We start from the raw sequence: 22,940 nt of genomic DNA on the forward strand, positions 1-22,940 counted from the left end.
GAAAAAATCATCTTGCTCATCGGCAATAAGTTGCCTATTTTCCTGTTAACGGATCCGTTAGTAAGAAATGTCGTCGTTAATATCTGATTTTTAATGGAAATATCATGAAAAAGATATCTTATGAACGGATTTATAAATCCCAGGAATACCTCTCTCCATTAGGAGAAATTCATCATCGTGCGCTTTTTGGTGGCTATACCCTGGCCGTCGATGAGGCGGTGTTTGCCATGGTGTCAGACGGTGAGCTTTACCTTCGCGCCTGTGAGGAAAGTGCGAAGTACTATGTAAAAAACGGATCCTCCTTTTTGACCTTAATGAAACGCGGCCGGCCGATCCTTCTCAACTATTATCGTGTGGATGACGGTCTCTGGCAGGACAGGGAGCGGCTGCTTCAGCTTTCCTCTTACGCGCTTAATGCCGCGCGTAAAGAGCGCATACAACGCTACCAGCGAAACCGGCTAAAGGATCTGCCCAACCTGACTTTTCAGCTGGAAGTGCTGCTCTGTGAAGCCGGGATTACCAACGAAGATACCCTCCGGTCGCTGGGAGCCAGAACGAGCTGGCTAAAGCTGCGGGCAAAAAATAAAGCGCTCAGTATCAAAGTACTGTTTGCCCTGGAAGGAGCGATTGAAGGCCTGCATGAAGCGGCACTCCCGGCGGAAATTCGCCGGGAGCTGACGGAGTGGTTTAATGCGCTGCCTGAGCCACAGGAGAATCGCTCCTCCAGGTAGCGATTTGCTGTTGCAGTCGGCAAATTTCTGGCAGCAGAGCGATAAGCAGACCAATCTGCTGGAGAACCAGCGGCGCTTTGCTGTCGTTTCCTGGGTCAAGATGCGCAATCCGTTGAGCCAGTTCATCCAGCGCCTGCTGGACACGCGGTTGATCGGCTGGGCGGTGATGTAGCGCATCATCGACATAGCAGACAGCATCATCCAGCAAGGCAAGGATGCCCGGGTTTGTCAGTTTTTCGCGGTGGGCACCGAGCGTTGAGATATAGCTGGTGAAGGTATGGTTCAGGCACAGCAGGCGGAAAGCCGTTTCACGAATTTCTGCCGTGGCGCGCGGCTCCGTTGACATATTAGAGACTACGGAAGCCAGTTCAGCATCGCTGTTATGCGCATCACGTCGGGCAATGCGGTAAGCCAGACGGTTATCGCGTCCCTGGTGGTACTGTTCAAGAATGGCATCCAGATAGCGGCAGTTGGCATTCATCGCCCTGTCCAGGACGCGCGGCAAATTACGAAAACGCCAGTCGGGCCAGATAAAACTCACTGCCGCCCAGGCGATAGCACAGCCGAGCAGCGTATCGATCACGCGGGGCAGGGCAACTTCAAACCCTTCGCCCAGCAGATTAAAGCAGAGTAGCACCAGCAGGGTGATGAACATCGTCGCGTGGGCGTACTGCACATTACGAAAGGCGAAGAACAGCACCCCGGTGATTACGATGAGGATCAGCTGGCCTTCCACCGAGGGCACAAAATAGAGCACCGGTAGCCCGATTGCGACCCCCACCAGCGTGCCGATAATACGCAGCGCCAGGCGGTGTCGGGTGGCGTTATAGTTCGGCTGGCAGACGAACAGGCTGGTCAGCAGGATCCAGTACCCGTGGTGTAAACCGGTGATCTGGATAAAGGCGTAGCCCACGCACAGCACCAGCGACATGCGTACCGCATGGCGAAACAGGGCAGATTCCGGCGTAAAGTTTCGGCTTAGCCGGAGCCACATATCGCTAAAACTGTGCACGCTGTCATCCGCGAGCTGACTGTCCGCCTCATTGCCCGGCAGCGCCATGGCCTGTTCAGACTCAATCGTTGCCAGCTGAGCATCAATCGCCCGCAGGTTATTGAGCAAAAATCCCAACGCTTTAATGTGCTCCGGCGACGTTCCGCTGGCTCGCACGCGGTCAATTGCCGCATCAAGATGGCTGAACACGCGTTCAAAGCGTGGATCGTGTTGATAAGGCGTGCGCAGCAGAATGGAGCGCGCCAGCTGCTGGCACGCCTGGGACTGCATGGAAAGCAGACGCTGGAAGCGGAACATAACGTCGCTGTAGCGAAACTTCTCGCGCAGGGCCGCATACTGAACATGAGACGAGCTGGCGCGTTCATGAATATCCTGAGCGGCAAAGTAATAGTGCAGCGTTCTGCGCGTCCCTCTCTGGCCACGGTCGCCGCGAAGCCGGGTAAGCAGCGACGCTTTTGTCTGGTTAAGCGTGGCGACAAGCTGGCCGTTCGCCAGAGCCAGATCGTAGAGCGGAGCCTGGCTCTCCTCTTCGATATCCGGGTCAAACAGCCGGGATTTGAGCTCAAGATAGTGGGCCAACTGCTCGTAACTGCGGGCAAGGTTATCCTGCAGAGGACGAACCGGGAAGATCAGATGGCCGGTTAACGTCAGCAGGTTATACCAGATGGCCCCCAGCAACAGCAGTACAGGCTGCTGATACCATTGGTCGTAAAGTGACACCCCCAGCATGGTGTAGATGGCAATCAGCAGGGCGCCAAACGCGATGGTGGCATAGCGCTGCCCCAACCCACCCAGCAAAATAAACCCGCTGGTGGAAAGCGTAAGGCCTAAAGCAAACAGCCACGGCCACGGGAACAGCAACTCCACGGACGCGGAGGCAATAAAAAAGCAGACAAGGGTGATGACCAGGTTGCGCAGACGCCCGGCAAGGCGATCGTCGAGATCCGCCAGCGCTCCCGCAACCACCCCCAGCGTGAGCGGAATGGTGAGCTTGACATCGTTCAGCCACCACGGCAGCGCAACCGTGCCGCAAAGTGCGATAAAAATCCTGACGTTATAGAGCCAGGAGCTGTTCCAGGTGTAACGGCGAAGCAGTGGGCTTAGCATAGACGCGGCCAGTCCTTAATCACTGAAAACGACGACGTGCATTCGCTTCACGCGCCGCCTGGGCCACTTCGACCGGAACTACCTTGCGCCCGACAGGCCACAGAGCGATGGCGGCGATCTTAAAGTTCGCGATCCCCACCGGAATACCAATGATTGTGATGCACTGCGCAATACCGGCAAAAATATGCATTACGCACAGCCACCAGCCGAAGAAAATCAGCCACAGAATGTTCAGCACGGTTCCGCCCGTGTTCATCAGCGCGCTTTTATTCTCCGGGTTCAGTTCGTCAACGTGAACCGCTTCATTCCCGTAAGGGATAAAGGAGAGTTTGGTGATTTCCCAGCAGGAGCGGGTCAGGGGAAGCGTAAAAATCAGGACGATGCTCACCAGGGTGGCAAAAAGCCAGGAAAGGGTGGTGGCAAAACCGCCCAGCACAAAATTCAACACATTCAGAACGGTACGCATAAACCCTCACTTCCTTTCGATAAAATTAACGCCCAATGATTGTAACGTTTTTTTAGGCTGGAGCACCTTAAAACTGGCAGTTAAACTATCAGGCAATCATCTCTTCGTGGATCCGGCTGGATATGGAACTGAAAGCAACTTCAATGGGCAAACGCCTGGCGCAACACCCTTACGACAAGGTTGTCCTCCTCAACGCGGGAGTAAAGGTCTCCGGTGAACGCCACGAATACCTCATTCCGTTCAATCAACTCCTGGCCATCCACTGCAAACGCGGGCTGGTATGGGGCGAACTGGAGTTTGTGCTCCCTGCAGATAAAGTCGTACGTCTTCACGGTACGGAGTGGGGCGAAACCCAGCGTTTTCATCATCATCTGAACCAGCTCTGGCAGCAGTGGAGTCACGATATGAGCGTGATAGCCGCACAGGTCCTGCAGCAGGTGCTGAGTGATATCGCGCAGAGTAATGCCCAACAAACGTGGCTGACCCGTCAGCAGACCGCCGGTCTGCAGCAAAAAATCAGGCAGGCGCTGACGGCGCTGCCGTTACCGGTGACGCGTCTCAATGAGTTTGATAATTGCCGTGACGCCTGGCGACAGTGTCAGGCCTGGCTGAGCGACGCAGACAAGAGCCGGCTGGCGCATAACCAGGCGTGGACTGACGAAATGCTCACCCGCTATGCCGATTTCTTCAGTACGGTGGAGTCGTCGCCGCTGAATCCTGCCCAGGCTCGCGCCGTGGTTAACGGCGAACAATCGCTGCTGGTGCTCGCGGGGGCCGGGAGCGGCAAAACGTCCGTACTGGTCGCGCGGGCGGGGTGGTTGCTGACAACGGGCGAGGCCGTCGCCGATCAGATCCTGCTGCTGGCGTTTGGTCGCAAGGCGGCGCAGGAGATGGACGAACGCATTCAGGAGCGTTTGCACACCCGGGATATTACCGCCCGAACCTTCCATGCCCTTGCCCTGCACATCATTCAGCAGGGCAGCAAAAAAGTCCCTTCCATCAGTAAACTGGAAAACGACACCCAGGCGCGTCAGGCCCTGTTTATTAAGGCGTGGCGGCAGCAGTGCAGCGAGAAAAAAGCGCAGGCGAAAGGGTGGCGACAATGGCTGGAAGACGAGCTCAACTGGGACGTGCCGGAAGGCAGTTTCTGGCAGGATGAAAAGCTGGCGCGACGGCTTGGCTCGCGTCTCGACCGCTGGGTGAGCCTGATGCGCATGCACGGTGGAACGCAGGCTGAGATGATTGAGAGTGCGCCGGAGGACATCCGCGCGCTTTTTTCAAAGCGGGTCAAACTGATGGCGCCGCTGCTGAAAGCCTGGAAAACGGCGCTGAAGGAGGAAAACGCCGTCGACTTCTCAGGCCTGATCCATCAGGCCATCATCATTCTGGAGAAGGGACGCTTTGTCAGCCCGTGGAAACATATTCTGGTTGATGAGTTCCAGGATATCTCTCCGCAGCGTGCCGCGCTGCTTTCGGCGTTACGGGCGCAAAATAAACATACCTCTCTGTTTGCCGTAGGGGATGACTGGCAGGCCATCTACCGCTTTAGCGGCGCGCAGCTTTCACTGACCACCGCGTTCCATCACTATTTTGGCGAAGGCGATCGCAGCGATCTGGATACTACCTACCGCTTTAACTCCCGAATTGGCGAAATTGCGAACCGCTTTATTCAGCAGAACCCCCATCAGCTGGCCAAGCCGCTTAATAGCCTGAGGGCGGGAGATAAAAAAGCCGTAACCCTGCTGGCGGAAGACCAGCTTGAGCCGCTGCTGGACAAACTCAGCGGCTACGCAAAGCCAGATGAACGTATTCTGGTACTGGCGCGTTATCACCATCTAAAACCTGCGGCGCTGGAGAAGGCGGCGACTCGCTGGCCGAAGCTGCAGCTTGATTTTATGACCATCCACGCAAGCAAAGGCCAGCAGGCCGATTACGTCATTGTGGTCGGGCTGAAAGAGGGGAGCGATGGGTTCCCGGCCCCTGCCCGTGAGTCGGTGATGGAAGAAGCATTACTGCCGGTACCGGAGGATTTCCCGGATGCCGAAGAGCGGCGTTTGCTGTACGTGGCGATCACCCGCGCGCGTCATCGCGTGTGGCTGCTGTTCAACAAAGAGGAGCCGTCAGTATTTGTCGATATTCTGAAGAGTATTGATGTGCCGGTGGCGCGCAAGCCGTAGCGGGATTGCCGGGTGGTGGCTTCGCCTGACCCGGCCGACAAAACTCGTTGGCCCGTGCAAGCGTAGCGCCGCCGGGCATAACGCTACTTCAGTCTCTCGGAAAGATAACGCTGATAATCCGGGATGAGAATTTCAACCGGCGAGTTGAACTGCGGTGATTCAATGATGAAATCCGCCGTCGACAGGTTTGTCGCCACCGGAATATTCCAGACGGTGGCAAGACGCAGCAGCGCTTTCACGTCCGGGTCATGCGGAACCGCATTCAGCGGATCCCAGAAGAAGATCAGAACATCAATTTTCCCCTCAGAAATCTGTGCGCCCACCTGCTGATCGCCACCCATCGGGCCGCTCAGCATGGCGTTCACCTCCAGACCCGTTTCGCGGTGGATAAGGTTACCGGTGGTGCCCGTCGCCGAGAGGGCGTGCTTTTCCAGCAAGGACTGATGGCGACGAACCCAGTTAAGCAGCATTTGTTTACAGTGATCGTGCGCAACCAGCGCAATGTGCTTGCGTGCCGGTAATGTGCGTGTTGTCAGTTCCATAATCATATCCATCAGGTTAACTGGCTACACGATGACGGGAACCGCCTGATGCTGCAAGAGAAAGGCGAAAAAAATGTGGCTTACGACGAAGGTTGTTGCTTCACCCACTGTAAAAAGCGGGCTCGCGTGTCGGGATCGGCCTGCTGAAACCAAAATTTCAGGCGTTGTTCTGTCAGCGTCTGGGATTGAGGGGGGATCACATCCAGCTCTGAGACGCCGGACAGCAGTGTACTGTCGTCAGCCATCATGGAGGCAAACCGGGGCAGCGAGGCGCGCTTACCCGCTTTGTTATAGGCTTGCGTTGCGGCCTCATAATCTGTGCCCGTCGATGACGACGTCAGCGCCAGAATATCCAGCTTCACCGGGATCGGGGTGGCATCGCCATCCACCAGTTCCACACGCGGCGAGGCGTCAAACGTCGCCGACTCTTTTTCTGTTTCCAGACGCGGCAACGTAAAGTTCACCTGGCTTACCTGCTGGGTGTTAAAGCTCATAATCAGCGGAGGAGAGAGGTACGTTCGTTGTTCATGATTAGCAAGGCGGATGGTTTTTTCCACCCGGAACACCACCTGATGAGGGCCGTTATCCAGTTCGATGCTGTCGGCACCGCGTAATAACGAACTGGAGACTTTTTTCCCGTCCAGCACCAGCAGGTCAATGTCAGAAGAAAGCCGCAGCGTGGTTGCAAAAACGCAAACCGGCATCACTAACGCAATCACAGCAGTGGCAAGGCCGGCTTTCATAGGGGCTCCTGTTTACGTTCGCTTACCGCGATAATGTATCTAAATTTGTCGATAATCATGTTTACTAACATATAGACATATTCTGGCCTTTTGCTCTCATACATCTGTATGGGATGGATGGTTGAGATGTGCGCTTTGACATACACTTGTTAAAAAGCCAGGAGGAAAAGCATGAAAGAGAATGATATTGCCGAGATTTTGACGTCCACACGCACCATTGCGCTGGTGGGGGCGAGCGATAAACCGGATCGTCCAAGCTATCGGGTAATGAAGTACCTTCTCGATCAGGGCTACCATGTTATCCCTGTGTCACCAAAAGTGGCCGGTAAGACCTTGCTGGGCCAGCCAGGATACGCCACGCTAAACGACGTACCGGAAAAGGTGGATATGGTGGATGTGTTCCGTAATTCCGAGGCTGCATGGGGCGTGGCGCAGGAGGCCATTGCCATCGGTGCGAAAACGCTGTGGATGCAGTTAGGCGTTATTAACGAACAGGCTGCGGTGCTGGCGCGCGAGGCGGGGCTGAAGGTAGTGATGGACCGCTGTCCGGCGATTGAAATCCCCCGGCTGGGGCTGACAAAGTCATAAAAAAAAGCCCGTTATCGGGCTTTTTTTACACGCTTAGTTCCGCAGGCGCGGAGCCTGTAACTGTTTGCGGATAGTCTGAGCCAGTTCATCCATCGTGGGTTGCTCCGGATGCTCATCCTGCAATTCACTGCTTAGCTGCGCCTCAGCAAGATAAGTATGGACGGGTTGTCCATCATCACCTTCCATCACCACATGGTACCAGGGTGCGGCGCGAAGCTCTGCGTTCACCGCCAGCTCATCCGCCGACGGTTCATCAAGGGAATACTCCGGGTCGATATCCACGACCACACCCAAATACCCGAGCAAAGTGTGGCGGACCTGCTGGCCGATACCGAATTTGCTGGCAATCATAGTCACCTCCCGGGAAACACTACTTACACTCTATGTGCGGGCAATATTTCTCTTTTCAAGTTACATGACGCGACAGGCAAACCCTTTCAGATACAGCCCTTCCGGGTAGGTAGCGATCACCGGGTGATCGGCTGCCTGACGGAACTGCTCTATAAATTGTACATCACGACCAGCATCTATTGCGGCATCGGCGATGATTTTCTGAAATAAATCTGTGGTCATCAGTCCAGAGCAGGAGAAGGTGAGCAGCACGCCGCCTGGGTTCAACAGCTGAATGGCCAGCATGTTGATATCTTTATAGCCGCGGCAGGCACCCATCAGCTGGCTTTTGTTCTCCACAAACTTGGGCGGATCCATCACGATAACGTCAAACTTCTCACCCTGATCGCGATATTTACGCAGCAGTTTGAAGACGTCGTCGCGAATGAATTCGGCTTTGCTCAGATCCAGCTTGTTCAGCTCGACGTTCTGTTTTGCCACATCCAGCGCTTCCTGAGACGTATCCACGCTCACCACCTGCGCGCAGCCGCCCATTAAAGCCGATACCGCAAAGCCGCCGGTGTAAGAGAAGCAGTTGAGCACGCGTTTGTCGGCAACGTACTGACGCGTGGCCAGACGGCTGTCACGCTGGTCGAGGTAATAGCCCGTTTTATGACCACCCTGAATATCCACCAGCAGCTTCATGCCGTGTTCTTCGATAGGCAGCAGGGCAGGCGGCAGTTCGCCGGTCACCGGACCCTGGGTCAGTTCCATTCCCTCTTTTTTACGCACAGCCACATCGCTGCGGTCATAGATGGCGCACTCCGGGAACAGAGACTGCAGGGCGCTTATCAGCGCGGCGCGCTGGTATTCCGCCCCAGCGCTCAGTAACTGCAGGACCAGGAAGTTACCGAAGCGGTCAATGGTCACGCCCGGCAGACCGTCGGACTCTCCGGCAATCAGGCGGTAGCTGTCCAGACCATCGCGTTTGGCCAGCCAGTCGCGCCACTGCTGCGCCTGCTGCAAACGACGCACGAAGAAGTCGATATCGATGGTTTCATCTTTGTCGAAGGTCCAGACGCGCGCGCGGATCTGGGAGGCTGGCGAGTAGGCGCCTCGTGCTAACCATTTCCCCTGATGGTCAACAATATCAATGGTTTCACCGAGGCTGGCTTTACCTTCCATACGGGCAACCGCGCCGGAAAAGACCCAGGGATGACGGCGCAGTAATGACTTCTCGCGCCCTTTGGCCAACACTAAACGTACACTCATAATTTGCTATTCTGTCGATTCAAGAAAATGGCCGCCATTTTCCCGAGTTCGCCGGGGAAATGCAACGCGCCAGACGGATAAGGAGAAGGAAGATGTCAAAAGTCTGCACTATCGCCTGGGTTCACGGCGTCGTTCAGGGCGTGGGCTTCCGCTACAGCACGCAGCGCGAGGCCGTTCAGCTTGGGCTAACGGGATATGCGCGAAACATGGATGATGGCAGCGTTGAGGTGGTCGCCTGTGGCGAGGCAGAGCAGGTTGAAAAACTGCTGGCGTGGCTGAAAGCGGGTGGGCCGCGCAGTGCCCGGGTTGATAAGGTCTTAACCGAACCGCATCAACCCGGCCGGGAATACATGAACTTCGGTATTCGCTACTAAATGCATTTCACCGGTTTAGGCAGGCCGGCAATTTTGGTGGCCTGTTTGGCCGGGCCTTTCGGGAACAGACGATACAGATAGCGGCTGTTGCCTTTCTCTTCACCGAATTTATTGGCCATGGCTTTAACCAGCATCCGGATAGCCGGAGAGGTATTGAATTCGAGATAGAACTCGCGCACAAAGCGCACCACTTCCCAGTGCTCAGGGGAGAGCGCGATCGCCTCTTTTTCTGCAATCACTTCCGCCAGCGCCTCGCTCCACTGGTGGCTGTCTTTCAGATAACCGTCGTTATCGGTTTCGATCTCTTTACCTTCAAAGCTCAACATAGTTATTCACGCATCAGTCAAAAACCGCCGCAGTGTACCAAAAAACAAAGCCCCGCATAAGCGGGGCTCGGTACACAACACTCTGGCTTAATCCCGGCTGGCGAAGCCCAGGATGCTCAGCAGGCTGACGAAGATGTTGTACAGCGACACATACAGGCTCACGGTGGCGCGGATGTAGTTGGTCTCACCGCCGTGAATGATGTTGCTGGTTTCATACAGGATCGCGCCGGATGACAGCAGGATAAACACCGCGCTAATCGCCAGGTGCAGGGCAGGGAGCTGCAGGAAGATGTTAGCCACCATACCAATCAGCACCACCACGATACCTGCCATCAGCATACCGCCGAGGAAGGACATGTCCTTGCGGGTGGTTAGCACGTAGGCGGAGCAGCAGAAGAACACCAGCGCGGTGCCGCCCAGCGCCATACCGATCACATCACCCATGCCGGCAGACAGGTATGCGTTCAGGATTGGCCCCAGGATATAACCCAGGAAGCCGGTAAAGGCGAACGCGGAAAGAATACCGACCGGTTTGTCAGCGGTTTTGTAGGTCAGGAACATCAGACCGTACATCCCCACCAGCGTCAGGATCAGCCCCGGAGACGGCAGCATCAGCACGGTGCTGGCGGTGGCGGTGATCGCCGAAAACGCCAGCGTCAGGCTGAGCATAAAGTACGTATTGCGCAGCACCTTGTGGGTGCTGAGTAGCGATGTGCGGTCGCGTGAGGAAGTAATTATACGATCCATGAGTCACTCTCTTATGACAGATGTAATTAACGGAAAGAATAGGAAACGGCGCGCCAGTCTCAAAGTGGTTTTACCCATCTTTACTCAGCAGGTTAGCGCCGGAGCTGGTTATTTCTTCTGCAAAAAGACGTTTCATCAGTATGAACAGCGGTTTGGCACAATTAATCAGATCAAGCTCTTATAGGTTACTGAAAAATATTGCCTTATTACCATAAGGCCGCTAAGAGTTATTTCCGGATCGTCACAAAACAGACAATAAGGCGAAGGAAATGAAACCACAAACACGCATTCACTTTACACTCTCTTTACTGGCGGCCGGGATCCTGTGCGCCAGCACGGCAACCTGGGCGGCTAACGTGCCGGCAGGAACGCAGCTGGCCGATAAGCAGGAACTGGTCAGGAATAACGGAAGTGAACCCGCTTCGCTCGACCCGCATAAAGTCGAAAGCGATGTCGAATTCAATATTATCAGCGATTTATTCGACGGGCTGGTCAGTGTCTCCCCGGCGGGTGAAATCCAGCCACGGCTGGCGGAAAAATGGGAGAACAAGGACAACACCGTCTGGACGTTCCATCTGCGTCCGGGCATCACCTGGAGCGACGGTACCGCCATCACCGCGGAAGATATCGTCTGGAGCTGGCAGCGACTGGTCGATCCAAAAACCGCCTCACCGTATGCCAGCTATCCCGGAAGCATGCTTATTGTCAACGGTAATGAAATTGCCGAAGGCAAAAAAGCGCCCGATACGCTGGGCGTGAAAGCCATCAATGACACCACGCTGGAAGTCACGCTTTCGCAGCCTAATGCTGCTTTCCTGGCGATGCTGGCACACCCGTCTCTGGTGCCGATAGATAAAGTCCTGGTGGGGCGTTTCGGCGATAAGTGGACCAAGCCCGAGCACATCGTCAGCAGCGGCGCCTATAAGCTGTCCTCATGGGTAGTTAACGAACGCATTGTGGCGGAGCGTAACCCGCGCTACTGGGATAATGCCCATACTGTGATCAACAAGGTGACATATCTGCCTATCACCTCCGAGGCGGCTGATGTGAACCGCTATAAAGCGGGAGAAATCGATATTGTCTACACGGTGCCAGTCAACCAGTTCGCCCAGCTTAAGAAAACGCTGGGCAGTCAGCTGGATGTCTCCCCGCAGCTTGCCACCTACTATTACGAATTCAACACCGCCCGCCCGCCGTTCAACGATGCGCGCGTGCGTAAGGCGCTCAATATGGCGCTCGATAAAGACATCATCGCAGATAAAGTGATGGGGCAGGGACAGCGTCCGGCGTGGCTTATCAGCCAGCCGGACATTGGTGGCGTTAAGTTACAGAACCCGGATTACGCCAGCTGGCCGCGGGACAAACGAATTGCCGAGGCGAAAAAACTGCTCGAAGAGGCCGGGTATAACGCCAGCCATCCACTGAGTTTTAATCTGCTGTATAACACCTCTGAAACGCACCAGCGTATCGCGATTGCTGCCAGCTCAATGTGGAAGAAAAATCTGGGCGTCGAGGCGAAGCTGCAGAACCAGGAGTGGAAAACCATGCTCGATACCATGCACACCCATAACTTTGACGCGGTGCGCTACGCCTGGATTGCCGATTACGATGACGCCTCCACATTCCTGAATAACTTCCGTACCGGGGATAGCCAAAACACCACGCAGTACAGCAATCCTGAGTACGATCAAGCGCTGGTGAATGCGGCGAAGTCGAAAACGGCACAAGAGCGCGGTAAGTTTTATCAACAGGCAGAGGATTTGCTGGGGCGTGATGTGCCGGCGATCCCTGTCTATCACTACGTTCGTACGCACCTGGTGAAGCCGTGGGTGGGGGGATTCACGCCGGATAAGCTCGGGTATTACTATACGAAAGATATGTACATCAAAAAACACTAAGACAATCGCTGGATGTTGTGCTGGCAAAATGGCCAATATGTTGTCTATTCAACCGATTAAACGTAATTTGGCTATTTTTAAAGCGAACGAATGCGCGTGCTCTTTACAGCCTGCGGTGAGGTGTTTATAGTTCGCCTCACTTAGGAAGCGTGGCCGAGCGGTTGAAGGCACCGGTCTTGAAAACCGGCGACCCGAAAGGGTTCTAGAGTTCGAATCTCTACGCTTCCGCCAAATTCGAAAACCCTGCGATAGCAATATCGCAGGGTTTTTTGCTTTGGCTCTACACTTCCGCCATGCCGCCCATGTTGTAGCCGATCGTCATCCCGGCGTCTGCCCTGTAGACGCTCGCTTTGACACACCAGGTTTGCTCTATATTTTCAGGGGTGAGCACCTCCGCAGGCGCGCCCGTGGCCGCGATACGCCCGGCCTTCAGAAGGATCAGCCGCTGGCAGTAGTTGGCCGCCAGATTGAGATCGTGCAGCGCCACCACCACCGTAAGAGGCAGTTGCGATATAAGTCGCATCAGCTCCAGCTGGTGCTGAATGTCCAGGTGGTTTGTCGGCTCATCAAGCAGCAACACCCGGGGCTGCTGTGCCAGCGCTCGCGCTATCTGGGTTCGCTGACGCTCCCCACCAGACAGTTGCTGCCACCGCCGCTGGCGTAATCCGCATAGCCGCATGAGGCTAATCGCCTCTTCCACCGCCATATCATCATCGCGAGTGCTTCTCTGAAACGCCTTCCGGTAAGGCGTACGTCCCAGCCGCACGATTTCCTCGACGGTCAGTTCTCCCTCAACGTTGGCATGTTGCGGGACGAAGGCTAACTGCCGCGCGCGCGTTTTTAACGGCATCACGCTAAGCGACGTGCCATTAAGCGCGACGCGTTCACTGTGGTGTGGAAACAGCCCGGCAAGACAGCGTAGCAGCGTTGATTTGCCCGAGCCGTTTGGCCCTAACAGGCCGACAATCTGCCCGGATGACAGGTCGAGATCGATATCCTCAAGCACCGTCTGTGCTTGTCGGGTCACACTTAACCCGGAGACGGAAATATTCATGGATGCTCCTTCCGGTTTTGATAAAGCAGCGCCACAAAGACAGGTGCGCCCACCAGTGCCGTCACCACGCCGATGGGAAGCACCTGGTGCACAATCAGCGTGCGTGACACGACATCGGCCAGGATCATAAAGTGCGCGCCGATAAGAAACGTCAGCGGGATCGTGCGGCGATGGCCCGGACCGCTGAGCATGCGCGTCACATGGGGAATGACCAGCCCCACAAATCCCACTGCGCCTATGGCACTGACCAGGGTTGCGGTGACGAACGCGCAGGTCAGCAACAGGATAATTCGTACAGCGGTCACCGGAATCCCGAGGGTGGTAGAGACCTCGTCTCCAAAGGTAAAGGTGTCCAGCGCCCGCGCAAAGAGGCATACCATCAGCAGGCCCGTTAACGTAACGACCAGCGCCAGCAGCGCGTCCGGCCAGCGCACACCGCTCAGGCTGCCCATTAACCAGAACATAACGCTACGCGACTGCTCGGCATTGGCGGAGGTGCTGACGATATACGCGGTCATGGCGTTGAAGAGCTGTGTGCCCGCAATGCCTGCCAGCAAAATGCGCGACGGGCTTGCGCTCATGCCGTTTGTAATCAACATGATGAGCGCAAAAGCGGCGCAGGCGCCAACAAACGCACCGCTGCTCACGCCAATCACGCTCCCCCCGATACCGAGCAGCATCACGCAGACGGCCCCCAGCGAAGCGCCTGCTGAGATGCCCAGCAGATAGGGCTCCGCCAGGGGGTTGCGCAGTATTGACTGGAGCACCAGCCCGCACAGCGCCAGGCCGCCGCCGCTGCAAGCAGCCATGAGTGCGCGACTCATGCGGTACTGCCAGACAATGCCTTCCTCGGGTTGCGGCAGAACGTATGCAGTCAGCCCAAGACCATTGAGGATCGCTTTTCCGGTAACGGCATATGATACCGGCATATCGCCGATACTCGCGGCAAAGACCAGCATCAGCGGCAATGCCACGGCGCCTGCCGCCATTAACCCTTGCTGGCGGCGGGGAGAAAATACATGACTCATTATTCGTCCTGGAATGAAGCCAGCCGATCGCTGATAAGCTCAACCGCGTCGACGTTACGCAAAGAAGGGTTTAACGACATTGCGGGCACCACAATAATCTGATTATTCCTGACCGCCGGAATGTTTCTTGTCACCGGATCGCGTCGTAAAAAGGCCTCTTTTACCGCGGCGTCATCGGCAGGGTAGAGCCTGCGTGACATCTGAGCGATGACGATAACGTCTGGCTGCATTTGGGCAATATGTTCCCAGGTGACAGCGGGCCATTCATCATGCGAGTCAATAACGTTCTTTAACCCCAGCGTGCGGCTTATCCAGCCAGGCGCGCCGTAATTCCCTGCCACCCAGGGATCGCCATTCAGGCGGCTGCTTGAAAACCAGAAGACAACCTTCAGGGGTTTTGCTGAGATGCGCGCCTGCGCTTTCTGAATCCGTTCTGTCAGCTCACGATTGAGCTGCTCGCCGCGCGCGGGAACATCAAAGATGGCGGCCAGGTCTGTGACTTCGTGTTTTATTTCTGCCAGTGAAAACGGCGTGCTCCGTGCCCCGTCTGAGTTTGAGGTTGCCGTCACCGTTTTGTCCGTGCAGTCGGCAGGGGAGATCCACGTCTTGATCCCCAGTGATGCAAACTGCTCGCGTGTTCCCACCTCGCCTTGCGGGCCAATATGCCAGTGATACTGAGCGAGGACGAGTTCCGGTTTTTGTCCCTCCACGGCTTCAAAAGAGGGGGAGTTATCCGCAAGCCGGGGGAGTTTTTTTCCGGCATCAGCCAGCGAATCCGGGAGTTTGCCGAACCAGACTGAAGTTGCGGCGACAGATTTTTCCAGCCCCAGCGCGAGCAGCAATTCCGTTTCATGCTGACCCACGGTAACGACGCGCTGTGGCGCTTGCGTAAAGGTCTGCCTGACGCCGCAATTTTCAATCGTCAGCGGGTAAGTTGTTGCTGCAAACGTGGCTGGTGCCATGGCCAGCAGTACTGTCAGTAATAACCCTTTTTTCAGAAGCATAAAAATCAATCCCAAATTGTTATGTTATAACATAATGCATATATTGTGATTGAGCGCAACACGCTGCCTGCCGGACATTTGCCGGTGCCTGTAATGAGAGGGAAACTTCACATCCAGATTAACGTCGCCGAAGTGAGTCATGACGCCAGAGGGCGGGGTGATGGTGAGCAAGTGTAACTTTATGCAATTTCACGCTTTACATCATGCTCAGAGATGTTTATAGTGCGCCTCACTTTGGAAGCGTGGCCGAGCGGTTGAAGGCACCGGTCTTGAAAACCGGCGACCCGAAAGGGTTCTAGAGTTCGAATCTCTACGCTTCCGCCAAATTCGAAAACCCTGCGATAGCACTATCGCAGGGTTTTTTCGTTTTATAGCCCAATCACCAGCTCAGCGGAATGACTTCTTGAGCAACACAGCGCCACATGCGGGTTCGGGGCGTTTTTCTCTGCCTCTGACTGTACGCTGTCCCGGTGATCCACAATGCCGTCAATCACCGGTGTCAGACACGCACCGCAGATCCCCATCTCGCAGGAGAGTGGAACGGCCACACCGTTTTCCTGTAGCACCTGGGCAATAGTTTTATCTGCGGGCACAGGCCAGCGCTCTCCGGAGGAGGCCAGTTTAACCGTGAAGATCTCGCCGCTTTCAGCGCCGGTATCAGGCGCAGCGGGTTGAAACGCCTCGCTGTGGATCGTGGCGCCATCCCAGCCTTTCGCCGTCGCCACCTCACGTACTTTTTCCATAAACCCGGCCGGGCCACAGACCCAGGCGTGAAGACCCGCCGCGGCCACCGGTATATGCTCTGCCAGCAACGTGCGCGGGCTGGTGGTATGGATAACGCATTCGCCGTGCTTCAGCTGCGCCAGCTCGCGGGCGAAAGCCGCGCTTTCAGCGTGTCTGACATAATAGTGCAGAGTGAACGGGGTTCCGGCTGCTTCCAGCTGCAGGGCCATGGCATACAGTGGCGTAATCCCGATCCCCGCAGCCAGCAGCAACACCCGTTCGGCCTTCTGCAGGGCAAACAGATTGCGCGGTGCGGAGATCAGCAGCGTCTGACCGGGACGCAGCGTCTCATGAATATAGCGCGACCCGCCACGCGAGGCGGTTTCCCGGCCCACGCAGATCAGATAGCCTTCACGCCCGCATGGGCCGGTCAGGGAATACTGACGTATAACCCCGCAGGGCAGATGCACGTCGATATGTGCACCGGGCTGCCACTCTGGCAGCGCTTCACCGTTTTCCGCCACCAGCCTGACGGCGAGGCTTTTGTTCCCCTGCCGCCACAGCCCGTCGACGATAACGCTTAAAATATCACTCATGACAGCCCTCCATCAGACCAGGAAAAACGCGCCAAAACCCATCTTTTTCAGCCCCCGGCGATAGGCAATCGAGCTTTTATCCGCGGGAATATGGGCTTCAAGGGTCAGATCCAACGGCAAACTTTCCGGGCGCTGGGTCTCGACCATCAGGCGGTCTTCCTCAAAAATCCGCAGGTTAAAGGCATGCACCTCTTCCACCGGGATATGCAGATCAAAGTTGCGCGCAATCGGGGCAAACATGCGGGTGACGCGTGACGAGACCGGCGACGCGGCGTTCATGATCACCAGCCGGGATTCGCCCGGAAAATGGATCGTCAGGGTGGCGGTAAACGGCAAATGCATTTCAAAATGGCGCAGCCACTGGAAACCTTCCGGCGCCTGCACGTCAGCGCTGGCGGGATAATTGCTCACCGAACTCCAGTAGTCCGCTACAAAACCAAACGGTGTTTCCTGTGGCTGATAGGTCGGGACGAGCTGGTTATCCGGGTCCGCAAAGGTGCTGGTGTGGATCCACGCAAAATGCGCCACATCCAGAAATCCTTCCACCTGGCGGCCAGCGAAGCCATTCACCTCAAACGCCGGACAGTTGATCTGCTGAAAGCCGTCGTCATCCCAGTGCGGCATGGTGGGCAGCGGCATCGGGTTGTCCGGGTCAAACGCCAGACACGTCCAGATCAAGCCAAAGCGCTCCTCCACGGCGTAGTTAATCAGGTTCAGCTTCGCCGGTACCGGCTGGTCGGGGCTGGAGGGAATACGGTTGCAGCGGCCATCTTCCCCGAAGCGCAGGCCATGGTAGGGGCAGATAATCCCGTGCTCATCATGAAAGCCCAGCGTCAGCGGCACGCCGCGATGTGGACAAACGTCGCGAGCGACCACGACCTGGCCGTTCACGCGGTAGATAACCAGCGCTTCGTCCAGCAGGGTCGCCTTAACCGGCGCCGCGCCAATGTCGCAGGCGCGCGCAACCGGATGCCAGCACTTTGCCAGACGCAGCCAGTCCTCTGGCTCAAACGTGCAATGGGCGGGTGGTACAGGTGCTTTATTCATGTGTATCCCTCTTACGTTCAGCCTAATGGTCCGCCCTGAATGGTGTCGCACAAACCGTTGATGATGCGCTCCCCGGTCTCCTCTCTCAGCTCCTGATACCAGGCTCTGGTTAACGCCATATCTTTACCGTGCGTGACGTCACAGCGCTTGCGAGCCTTCAGCACCAGGTCGCGTACCCGGTCGCAGCGCAGGGCTTCGTACTGCCGCAGCGCCAGCGTAATGTTGTGGTTTTCGCGCAGACAATCACCCAGCACCACCGCATCCTCCAGCGCCGCGCAGCCGCCCTGGCCGATATCCGGCGTGGTGCTGTGCGCCGCATCGCCGAGCAGCGCCACGTGGCCGCGTACCAGGCTGTCGAAGGGCTCAATGTCGTGGATTTCAATGCGGTTGGTGGTATCCGGATCCAGCGCGGCGATCAGCTTCTGCACCGGCGGCGCCCAGCCGCGGAAGTAACCCGTGAGATCGGCTATGAGGGTGGTGCGATCTTCCGCCAGACCGAGGGGAAGCGGGACATCAAAAAAGAAATAGAAGCGGCCACCGGAGACGGGCATCAGCGACACACGCTTGCCTTCACCCACGAACGTGGTCCACTGGTGGGCGGGGGCAATCTCTTCATCAATCTTCACCAGTCCGTTCCAGTTAACGTAACCGGCGTAGCGGCGCTCGGGGGTATACCCCAGCACGTACGGGCGCACCGCCGAATGGCTGCCATCGGCGGCAATCAGAAAATCGCCCGTCGCCGTGCTGCCGTCGGTAAATGTTACGCTGACGCCAGCATCATCTTCCCGGACGTGTTCGACGCGCTTGCCGAACTGCACCCGCTCGCGACCCCAGAAGTCCAGCATCTCGCGCTGCAGTTCAGCGCGCGAGACGGGGCAGGGGCGTCCCCCGGTGCGCTCCACCAGCGGGGCCAGGCTAAAGCGGGTCAACGTGTCGCCGCGCCGGTGATCCTTGTAGGCCATAAAACGCATCGGCCCGCCGTATGTCTCAATGATGTCGCCCATGCCGAGGTGCTGCATGCATTTCACCCCGTTGGGCCAGATGGAGATGGCCGCGCCAACGGGTTTGATCTCTTTTACTGCTTCAAACACGGTACAGTCGATGCCCGCCTTTTCCAGCGCGACAGCGGCGCTCAGGCCACCAATGCCCGCACCAATGACGATTGCTTTCATGCTTCTCTCCTTTTGCCGGGTGTCATTAACATCAGCAATTTGCGTACCAGGCTGCAGAGTGCGGTAAAGGGCGTTGTGGGAGGGATGTTTGCACTGCTAAGGTGCGTTATCGCGGTGGGAATGCCTTTTTATGAATCAATAATTTCCGGTTTAGGGTTAAGGAATCAACTGTTTCAGGTCTCAGGCAAGAGTGGCGTGTTTTGTGCAATGTTCAGGGACGATGATGACACGGGAGGAACCATGATAACGCTGGACGATTTTAATTACCGGAGTCACGAAGAGGTGCTTACGCTATTACACCCTTGCGTGGCCATTCCCGGCTGGGCCGAGGCGCTGGTCGCCGGGCGGCCTTATCCGAGCCGGGATGCTCTGTTTGATGCGGCCCAGGCGCTGACGAAAAGCTGGGATGAACACGCGCTCACGCGGGCCCTGAGCGCGCATCCGCGCATCGGTGAGAAGCCCATGGGCACGCAGGCGGAGGCGGCGCTGTCGCGTCGGGAGCAGGGAGCGGTGAATCATGATGATGCCCGGCTTGCTGAGGCGTTACGGGCAGGCAATGCCCGCTACGAAAGCCGTTTCGGGCGCGTCTTTCTGATCCGCGCCAAAGGCCGCAGCGGGGAGGAGATCCTGCAGGCCCTGAACGCGCGGCTGGAAAACAGCGATGCGCAGGAGGTGCAGGCCGCACTGGATCAGCTGCGGGAAATTACCTTATTACGACTGGAAGGAGTCATTGGCGCATGAGCACGCTCAGTACACATATTCTGGATATCTCGACGGGGAAACCCGCGCAGGGGGTGACGGTACGTCTTGAACAGGACGCGGAGATCATCGCAACTGGCGTGACCAACGCGCAGGGCCGCATCACCGAATTTGTTCCCGTCCTACCTGCGGGCCGCTATCGGCTGGTGGCCGAGACTGGCGCCTGGTTTAGCGAAACGGGGCGCGACACGCTCTATCCCTGCGCGCAGATTGATTTTCTTATCGGCGAAACGGCAGATGAGCACTTCCATCTGCCGTTTGTGATTGCCCCTGGCGGCTGGTCAACCTACCGCGGCAGCTGACCACACTGGCTCGCCGTTGACCCAGGTTTGGCTGATATTACGCTCGTCGCCCAGGGTCATCAGCACAAACAGTTGCTCGTAGATATCCTTGCAGCGCCCGCTACGCAGGCGCTGCAGCGGGGTGACGGCCGGGTCGATCACGATAAAATCGGCCTCTTTGCCTGGTGCGAAGTTGCCAATTTTGTCATCCAGACGCAGGGCATGCGCGCCACCCAGCGTGGCATGATAAAAGGCCTCGCTGGCGCGCAGGCGATAGCTCTGCAACTGACCCACCTTGTAAGCTTCCCCCAGCGTGCGCAGCATGCTGAAGGTGGTACCCGCGCCGACGTCGGTGCCGATACCCATTCGCACCTTGTGATGCCAGCAGGCGGGTAACCGAAACAGCCCACTGCCAAGAAACAGATTGGAAGTAGGGCAAAACGCCACCGCCGATCCGGTGTCGTGCAGGCACTGCCACTCGCTGTGGTGCAGATGGATCCCGTGAGCAAACACGCTGCGCTCGCCGGTGAGGCCGTAGTGGTGATAGACATCCAGATAACGTTCATGCTCCGGCCACAGGTCATTAACCCAAGCCACTTCGTTCGGGTTTTCGCTCAGATGGGTCTGCAGCCAGGTGTCCGGAAACTCCTCTCTGAGTAAACGCACCGCCGCCAGCAGTTCCGGTGATGAGGTGGGCGCAAAGCGTGGCGTAATGGCATACCCCAGCCGTCCATGGTGGTGCCAGCGCTGGATTAGATCCCGCGTCTGCTGGTAGCTCTGTTGTGCCGTTTCGGTCAGGTAGTCCGGGGTGTGCCGGTCCATCATCACCTTCCCGGCGATTAGGCGCATATTCAGGCGCGATGCTTCGGTAAACAGTGCATCCACCGATTGCGGATGCAGTGTGCAAAACACCATTGCGGTGGTGGTGCCGTGGCTCACCAGTTGATTTATGAAAAATTCCGCGATCTCTTTTGCGTAGCTCTCGTCGGCAAACTGGCTCTCCACCGGAAACGTATAGGTGGTCAGCCACTCCAGCAGCTGCTCGCCGAAGGCGCCGATCATCTCGGTCTGCGGGTAATGAACGTGGGTATCGATAAAGCCGGGCAGCAGCAGTTTGCCGCGCAGGTCGGTGTAACCCTTGTGCGGGTCAAGATATTGCTCTCCCTCCTGCCAGGCCATGAGCGCCACGATTTTCCCGTGGTAAATAAACAGCAGGCCGTCCTGCTGGTAGCGCGCATGGTCGGCAATCAGGTCTGCGCTGTCGCAGACCCGGGCGATATCGAAAAATGCACCGCGTATCGCAGTCTGGTAATCCATCACGGCTCCTGTCTGATTGTTTGCGTGGCCTCGCGTGCCGTGAAGTGAGCGGCGGACGCCCCTTCGCGCTCTTCACGCGCCAGCCAGCGGTAGGTTACCCCGCCAAGGAACACGCCAATGAACCAGCTAAAGTTTGCCACCTCATGCAGCGCCGGGATGAAGCTTATCACCAGCCCGACGGCAACCGAGGGGATCAGCGCGCCGATGGCTTTCGGGTTAAAGCCGTTGCGGTACCAGTATTTCCCTTCTGGCGTGTCATCGAACAGGTCGTCCACGGATACCTTGCCACGCTTAATCAGGTAGAAATCGGCAATCAGGATACCGAACAGCGGACCGATAAATGCCCCCAGCACATCCAGGGTGTAATGAATAAGCTCCGGGGAGTTAAACAGATTCCACGGGGTTAACAGGATCGAGCCGACGGCGGCAATCATTCCCCCGGTGCGGAAGCTGATTTTCTGCGGGGAACAGTTAGAGAAATCAAACGCCGGGGAGACGAAGTTGGCCACGATGTTAATCCCGATGGTGGCGGTGATCATGGTCAACAGACCAATCGCCACCGCCAGATCGTTGCCCACGCGGCTGACGGTTTCAATCGGGTCGGTGATCATGCGGCCAAACAGCGACTGGGTACCGGAGACAATCACCACGGTCACGATGGAGAACAGCAGGAAGTTAAACGGCAGGCCCCAGCGGTTGCCGCGGCGGATTTCCCCCATGCTTTTGCCGTAGCGGGAGAAATCACCAAAGTTGAGCAACGGGCCTGAGAAGTAGGAGACCACCAGCGCCGTGGCGGTGATCATCTGCCAGGTCTGCTCGGCCGCGCTCAGGGATTTGCTGGCGAGGGTAAAGGAGATCCCGTCGAATCCGGTCTTGTATACAATCCATCCTGCCAGCGCCAGCATCACCACATACACCGCCGGGCCGGCGATGTCGATAAAGCGCTTGATGGCATTCATGCCGTGCCAGAAGACCATTGCCTGCAATACCCACATAATGGCAAAGCAGACCCAGCCCAGGTGCGACAGTCCGAGGAACGCGCCGGTGGTGAGCGACGAGAGCGACGGCCAGAACTTCAGCGCCACCAGCATCAGGGCGTTAGCGGCCAGATAGGTCTGAATGCCGTACCAGGCAAAGGCGATAAGCCCGCGGATCACCGCCGGAATGTTCGCCCCGAACACACCAAAGGCCTGACGGCTGATCACCGCATACGGCACGCCCGCCATCTGGCTCGGTTTCGCCACCAGGTTGGCACACAGCTGCACAATGCAAATTCCCACCAGCAGGCAGAGCAACACCTGCCAGCTTGCCAGCCCGAGCGTAAAGAAGCTCGCGGCGACCACGTATCCCCCCATGCTGTGGACGTCGGACATCCAGAAAGAAAAGATGTTGTACCAGCTCCAGTTCTGGTCACGCGTCGGTGCCAGATCCTCATTGCAAAGCCGTGGGCTGTATACCGCACCGGAATCAGCGGCCGTACCGTGTTGCGTATTTTGTCTGTTTGGCATGAAACCTGCTCCTGTGAATGAAAACCCGTTGAGTGGGAGTGCAGACGGTGTTGCAGGATTCAGGCCAAAATAATAAATATTGTATGCAATATTTTATTTTTATGTATACGATTCGATAGCGAAAAGTAAAAAGTGGAG

Annotated in this window: 23 protein-coding genes and 2 tRNA genes; 9 read left to right on the forward strand and 16 right to left on the reverse strand. The window is 56.8% G+C overall.

All coding sequences use genetic code 11. The annotated features are described in order from the left end of the window. Positions 1–104: 104 nt before the first annotated feature. On the forward strand, positions 105–731 hold the full coding sequence (locus PUZ33_RS08135; RefSeq protein WP_038985580.1) for a TfoX/Sxy family DNA transformation protein: 627 nt from the start codon (positions 105–107) through the stop codon (positions 729–731). Here the strand turns inward: PUZ33_RS08135 and yccS are convergent. Continuing rightward, a complete protein-coding gene (gene yccS, locus PUZ33_RS08140) occupies positions 688–2,850 on the reverse strand; it encodes a YccS family putative transporter (RefSeq protein WP_014831317.1) in 2,163 nt (720 codons plus the stop codon). The genes PUZ33_RS08135 and yccS overlap by 44 nt on opposite strands. Positions 2,851–2,869: 19 nt before the next feature. Further along, a complete protein-coding gene (locus tag PUZ33_RS08145; protein ID WP_058680331.1) occupies positions 2,870–3,316 on the reverse strand; it encodes a YccF domain-containing protein in 447 nt (148 codons plus the stop codon). A 122-nt stretch (positions 3,317–3,438) separates the two neighbouring features. On the opposite strand from PUZ33_RS08145, the gene helD reads away from it, so the two are divergent. Then, positions 3,439–5,493 carry a DNA helicase IV gene (gene helD, locus PUZ33_RS08150; RefSeq protein ID WP_038985577.1) on the forward strand — a complete coding sequence of 685 codons (2,055 nt, stop codon included), beginning with the start codon at positions 3,439–3,441 and terminating at the stop codon, positions 5,491–5,493. Positions 5,494–5,576: 83 nt separating this feature from the next. On the opposite strand, the gene mgsA is transcribed toward helD, so the two are convergent. Both mgsA and csgI read right to left on the reverse strand, forming a co-directional pair. Further along, complete coding sequence (gene mgsA / locus PUZ33_RS08155) at positions 5,577–6,035, reverse strand: methylglyoxal synthase (protein ID WP_013097251.1); 459 nt, start codon at positions 6,033–6,035, stop codon at positions 5,577–5,579. Between the two features lie 80 nt (positions 6,036–6,115). Then, positions 6,116–6,778, reverse strand: coding sequence for a curli synthesis inhibitor (gene csgI / locus PUZ33_RS08160; protein ID WP_023619904.1), 663 nt, complete (start codon positions 6,776–6,778; stop codon positions 6,116–6,118). A 171-nt stretch (positions 6,779–6,949) separates the two neighbouring features. On the opposite strand from csgI, the gene PUZ33_RS08165 reads away from it, so the two are divergent. Beyond that, positions 6,950–7,366 carry a CoA-binding protein gene (locus PUZ33_RS08165; RefSeq protein ID WP_020689684.1) on the forward strand — a complete coding sequence of 139 codons (417 nt, stop codon included), beginning with the start codon at positions 6,950–6,952 and terminating at the stop codon, positions 7,364–7,366. Positions 7,367–7,399: 33 nt separating this feature from the next. On the opposite strand, the gene hspQ is transcribed toward PUZ33_RS08165, so the two are convergent. Then, positions 7,400–7,717, reverse strand: coding sequence for a heat shock protein HspQ (gene hspQ / locus PUZ33_RS08170; RefSeq protein ID WP_013097248.1), 318 nt, complete (start codon positions 7,715–7,717; stop codon positions 7,400–7,402). 60 nt (positions 7,718–7,777) lie between these two features. Further along, positions 7,778–8,968 (reverse strand): 23S rRNA (cytosine(1962)-C(5))-methyltransferase RlmI, encoded by a 1,191-nt coding sequence (gene rlmI, locus PUZ33_RS08175; RefSeq protein ID WP_013097247.1) that lies wholly within the window; start codon positions 8,966–8,968, stop codon positions 7,778–7,780. 92 nt (positions 8,969–9,060) lie between these two features. On the opposite strand from rlmI, the gene yccX reads away from it, so the two are divergent. Further along, the gene (gene yccX / locus PUZ33_RS08180) at positions 9,061–9,342 is read left to right on the forward strand and encodes an acylphosphatase (protein WP_013097246.1); all 282 of its coding nucleotides are present in this window, start codon (positions 9,061–9,063) and stop codon (positions 9,340–9,342) included. Here the strand turns inward: yccX and tusE are convergent. Further along, complete coding sequence (gene tusE / locus PUZ33_RS08185) at positions 9,339–9,668, reverse strand: sulfurtransferase TusE (RefSeq protein ID WP_013097245.1); 330 nt, start codon at positions 9,666–9,668, stop codon at positions 9,339–9,341. The two genes, yccX and tusE, sit on opposite strands and share 4 nt — an antisense overlap. 87 nt (positions 9,669–9,755) lie before the next feature. After that, positions 9,756–10,415, reverse strand: a complete 660-nt coding sequence (gene yccA, locus PUZ33_RS08190; protein ID WP_013097244.1) for an FtsH protease modulator YccA — start codon at positions 10,413–10,415, stop codon at positions 9,756–9,758. 269 nt (positions 10,416–10,684) lie between these two features. Here yccA and PUZ33_RS08195 point away from each other — a divergent pair, with 269 nt between their 5' ends. Both PUZ33_RS08195 and PUZ33_RS08200 read left to right on the forward strand, forming a co-directional pair. Continuing rightward, positions 10,685–12,313, forward strand: a complete 1,629-nt coding sequence (locus PUZ33_RS08195; RefSeq protein WP_045295746.1) for an ABC transporter substrate-binding protein — start codon at positions 10,685–10,687, stop codon at positions 12,311–12,313. A gap of 143 nt (positions 12,314–12,456) precedes the next feature. Next, positions 12,457–12,544: transfer RNA gene (locus tag PUZ33_RS08200), tRNA-Ser, on the forward strand. 49 nt (positions 12,545–12,593) lie between these two features. Here PUZ33_RS08200 and PUZ33_RS08205 read toward each other — a convergent pair. The 3 genes from PUZ33_RS08205 to PUZ33_RS08215 are packed head-to-tail and all read right to left on the reverse strand — an operon-like array spanning position 12,594 to position 15,399. After that, the gene (locus PUZ33_RS08205) at positions 12,594–13,367 is read right to left on the reverse strand and encodes an ABC transporter ATP-binding protein (protein WP_058680333.1); all 774 of its coding nucleotides are present in this window, start codon (positions 13,365–13,367) and stop codon (positions 12,594–12,596) included. After that, the gene (locus tag PUZ33_RS08210) at positions 13,364–14,395 is read right to left on the reverse strand and encodes a FecCD family ABC transporter permease (RefSeq protein ID WP_058680334.1); all 1,032 of its coding nucleotides are present in this window, start codon (positions 14,393–14,395) and stop codon (positions 13,364–13,366) included. Before PUZ33_RS08210 ends, PUZ33_RS08205 begins: the two co-directional genes overlap by 4 nt. Next, on the reverse strand, positions 14,395–15,399 hold the full coding sequence (locus tag PUZ33_RS08215; protein WP_058680335.1) for an ABC transporter substrate-binding protein: 1,005 nt from the start codon (positions 15,397–15,399) through the stop codon (positions 14,395–14,397). The genes PUZ33_RS08210 and PUZ33_RS08215 overlap by 1 nt, the downstream gene beginning before the upstream one ends. A gap of 236 nt (positions 15,400–15,635) precedes the next feature. Here PUZ33_RS08215 and PUZ33_RS08220 point away from each other — a divergent pair. Then, positions 15,636–15,723 (forward strand) — tRNA-Ser (locus PUZ33_RS08220). Positions 15,724–15,767: 44 nt separating this feature from the next. Here PUZ33_RS08220 and PUZ33_RS08225 read toward each other — a convergent pair. The 3 genes from PUZ33_RS08225 to hpxO are packed head-to-tail and all read right to left on the reverse strand — an operon-like array spanning position 15,768 to position 18,937. Continuing rightward, a complete protein-coding gene (locus tag PUZ33_RS08225) occupies positions 15,768–16,718 on the reverse strand; it encodes a PDR/VanB family oxidoreductase (RefSeq protein WP_058680336.1) in 951 nt (316 codons plus the stop codon). 12 nt (positions 16,719–16,730) lie between these two features. Continuing rightward, positions 16,731–17,765, reverse strand: a complete 1,035-nt coding sequence (gene hpxD / locus PUZ33_RS08230; protein ID WP_038985564.1) for a molybdenum cofactor-independent xanthine hydroxylase subunit HpxD — start codon at positions 17,763–17,765, stop codon at positions 16,731–16,733. Positions 17,766–17,782: 17 nt separating this feature from the next. Next, complete coding sequence (hpxO, locus tag PUZ33_RS08235) at positions 17,783–18,937, reverse strand: FAD-dependent urate hydroxylase HpxO (RefSeq protein WP_058680337.1); 1,155 nt, start codon at positions 18,935–18,937, stop codon at positions 17,783–17,785. A 240-nt stretch (positions 18,938–19,177) separates the two neighbouring features. Here hpxO and uraD point away from each other — a divergent pair, with 240 nt between their 5' ends. Beyond that, positions 19,178–19,678: a 2-oxo-4-hydroxy-4-carboxy-5-ureidoimidazoline decarboxylase gene (gene uraD / locus PUZ33_RS08240; protein ID WP_045295752.1), complete on the forward strand. Its 501-nt coding sequence runs from the start codon at positions 19,178–19,180 to the stop codon at positions 19,676–19,678. Then, entirely contained in the window at positions 19,675–19,998 is a 324-nt protein-coding gene (uraH, locus tag PUZ33_RS08245) for a hydroxyisourate hydrolase (protein WP_013097234.1), read from the forward strand. Before uraD ends, uraH begins: the two co-directional genes overlap by 4 nt. Here the strand turns inward: uraH and guaD are convergent. Next, positions 19,978–21,294 carry a guanine deaminase gene (guaD, locus tag PUZ33_RS08250; protein WP_058680339.1) on the reverse strand — a complete coding sequence of 439 codons (1,317 nt, stop codon included), beginning with the start codon at positions 21,292–21,294 and terminating at the stop codon, positions 19,978–19,980. The two genes, uraH and guaD, sit on opposite strands and share 21 nt — an antisense overlap. Beyond that, on the reverse strand, positions 21,294–22,802 hold the full coding sequence (locus tag PUZ33_RS08255) for an NCS1 family nucleobase:cation symporter-1 (RefSeq protein ID WP_058680340.1): 1,509 nt from the start codon (positions 22,800–22,802) through the stop codon (positions 21,294–21,296). Before PUZ33_RS08255 ends, guaD begins: the two co-directional genes overlap by 1 nt. Positions 22,803–22,940 lie beyond the last annotated feature (138 nt).

It is taken from the genome of Enterobacter cloacae complex sp. 2022EL-00981 (assembly GCF_028737495.1).
Lineage (GTDB): Bacteria > Pseudomonadota > Gammaproteobacteria > Enterobacterales > Enterobacteriaceae > Enterobacter > Enterobacter cloacae.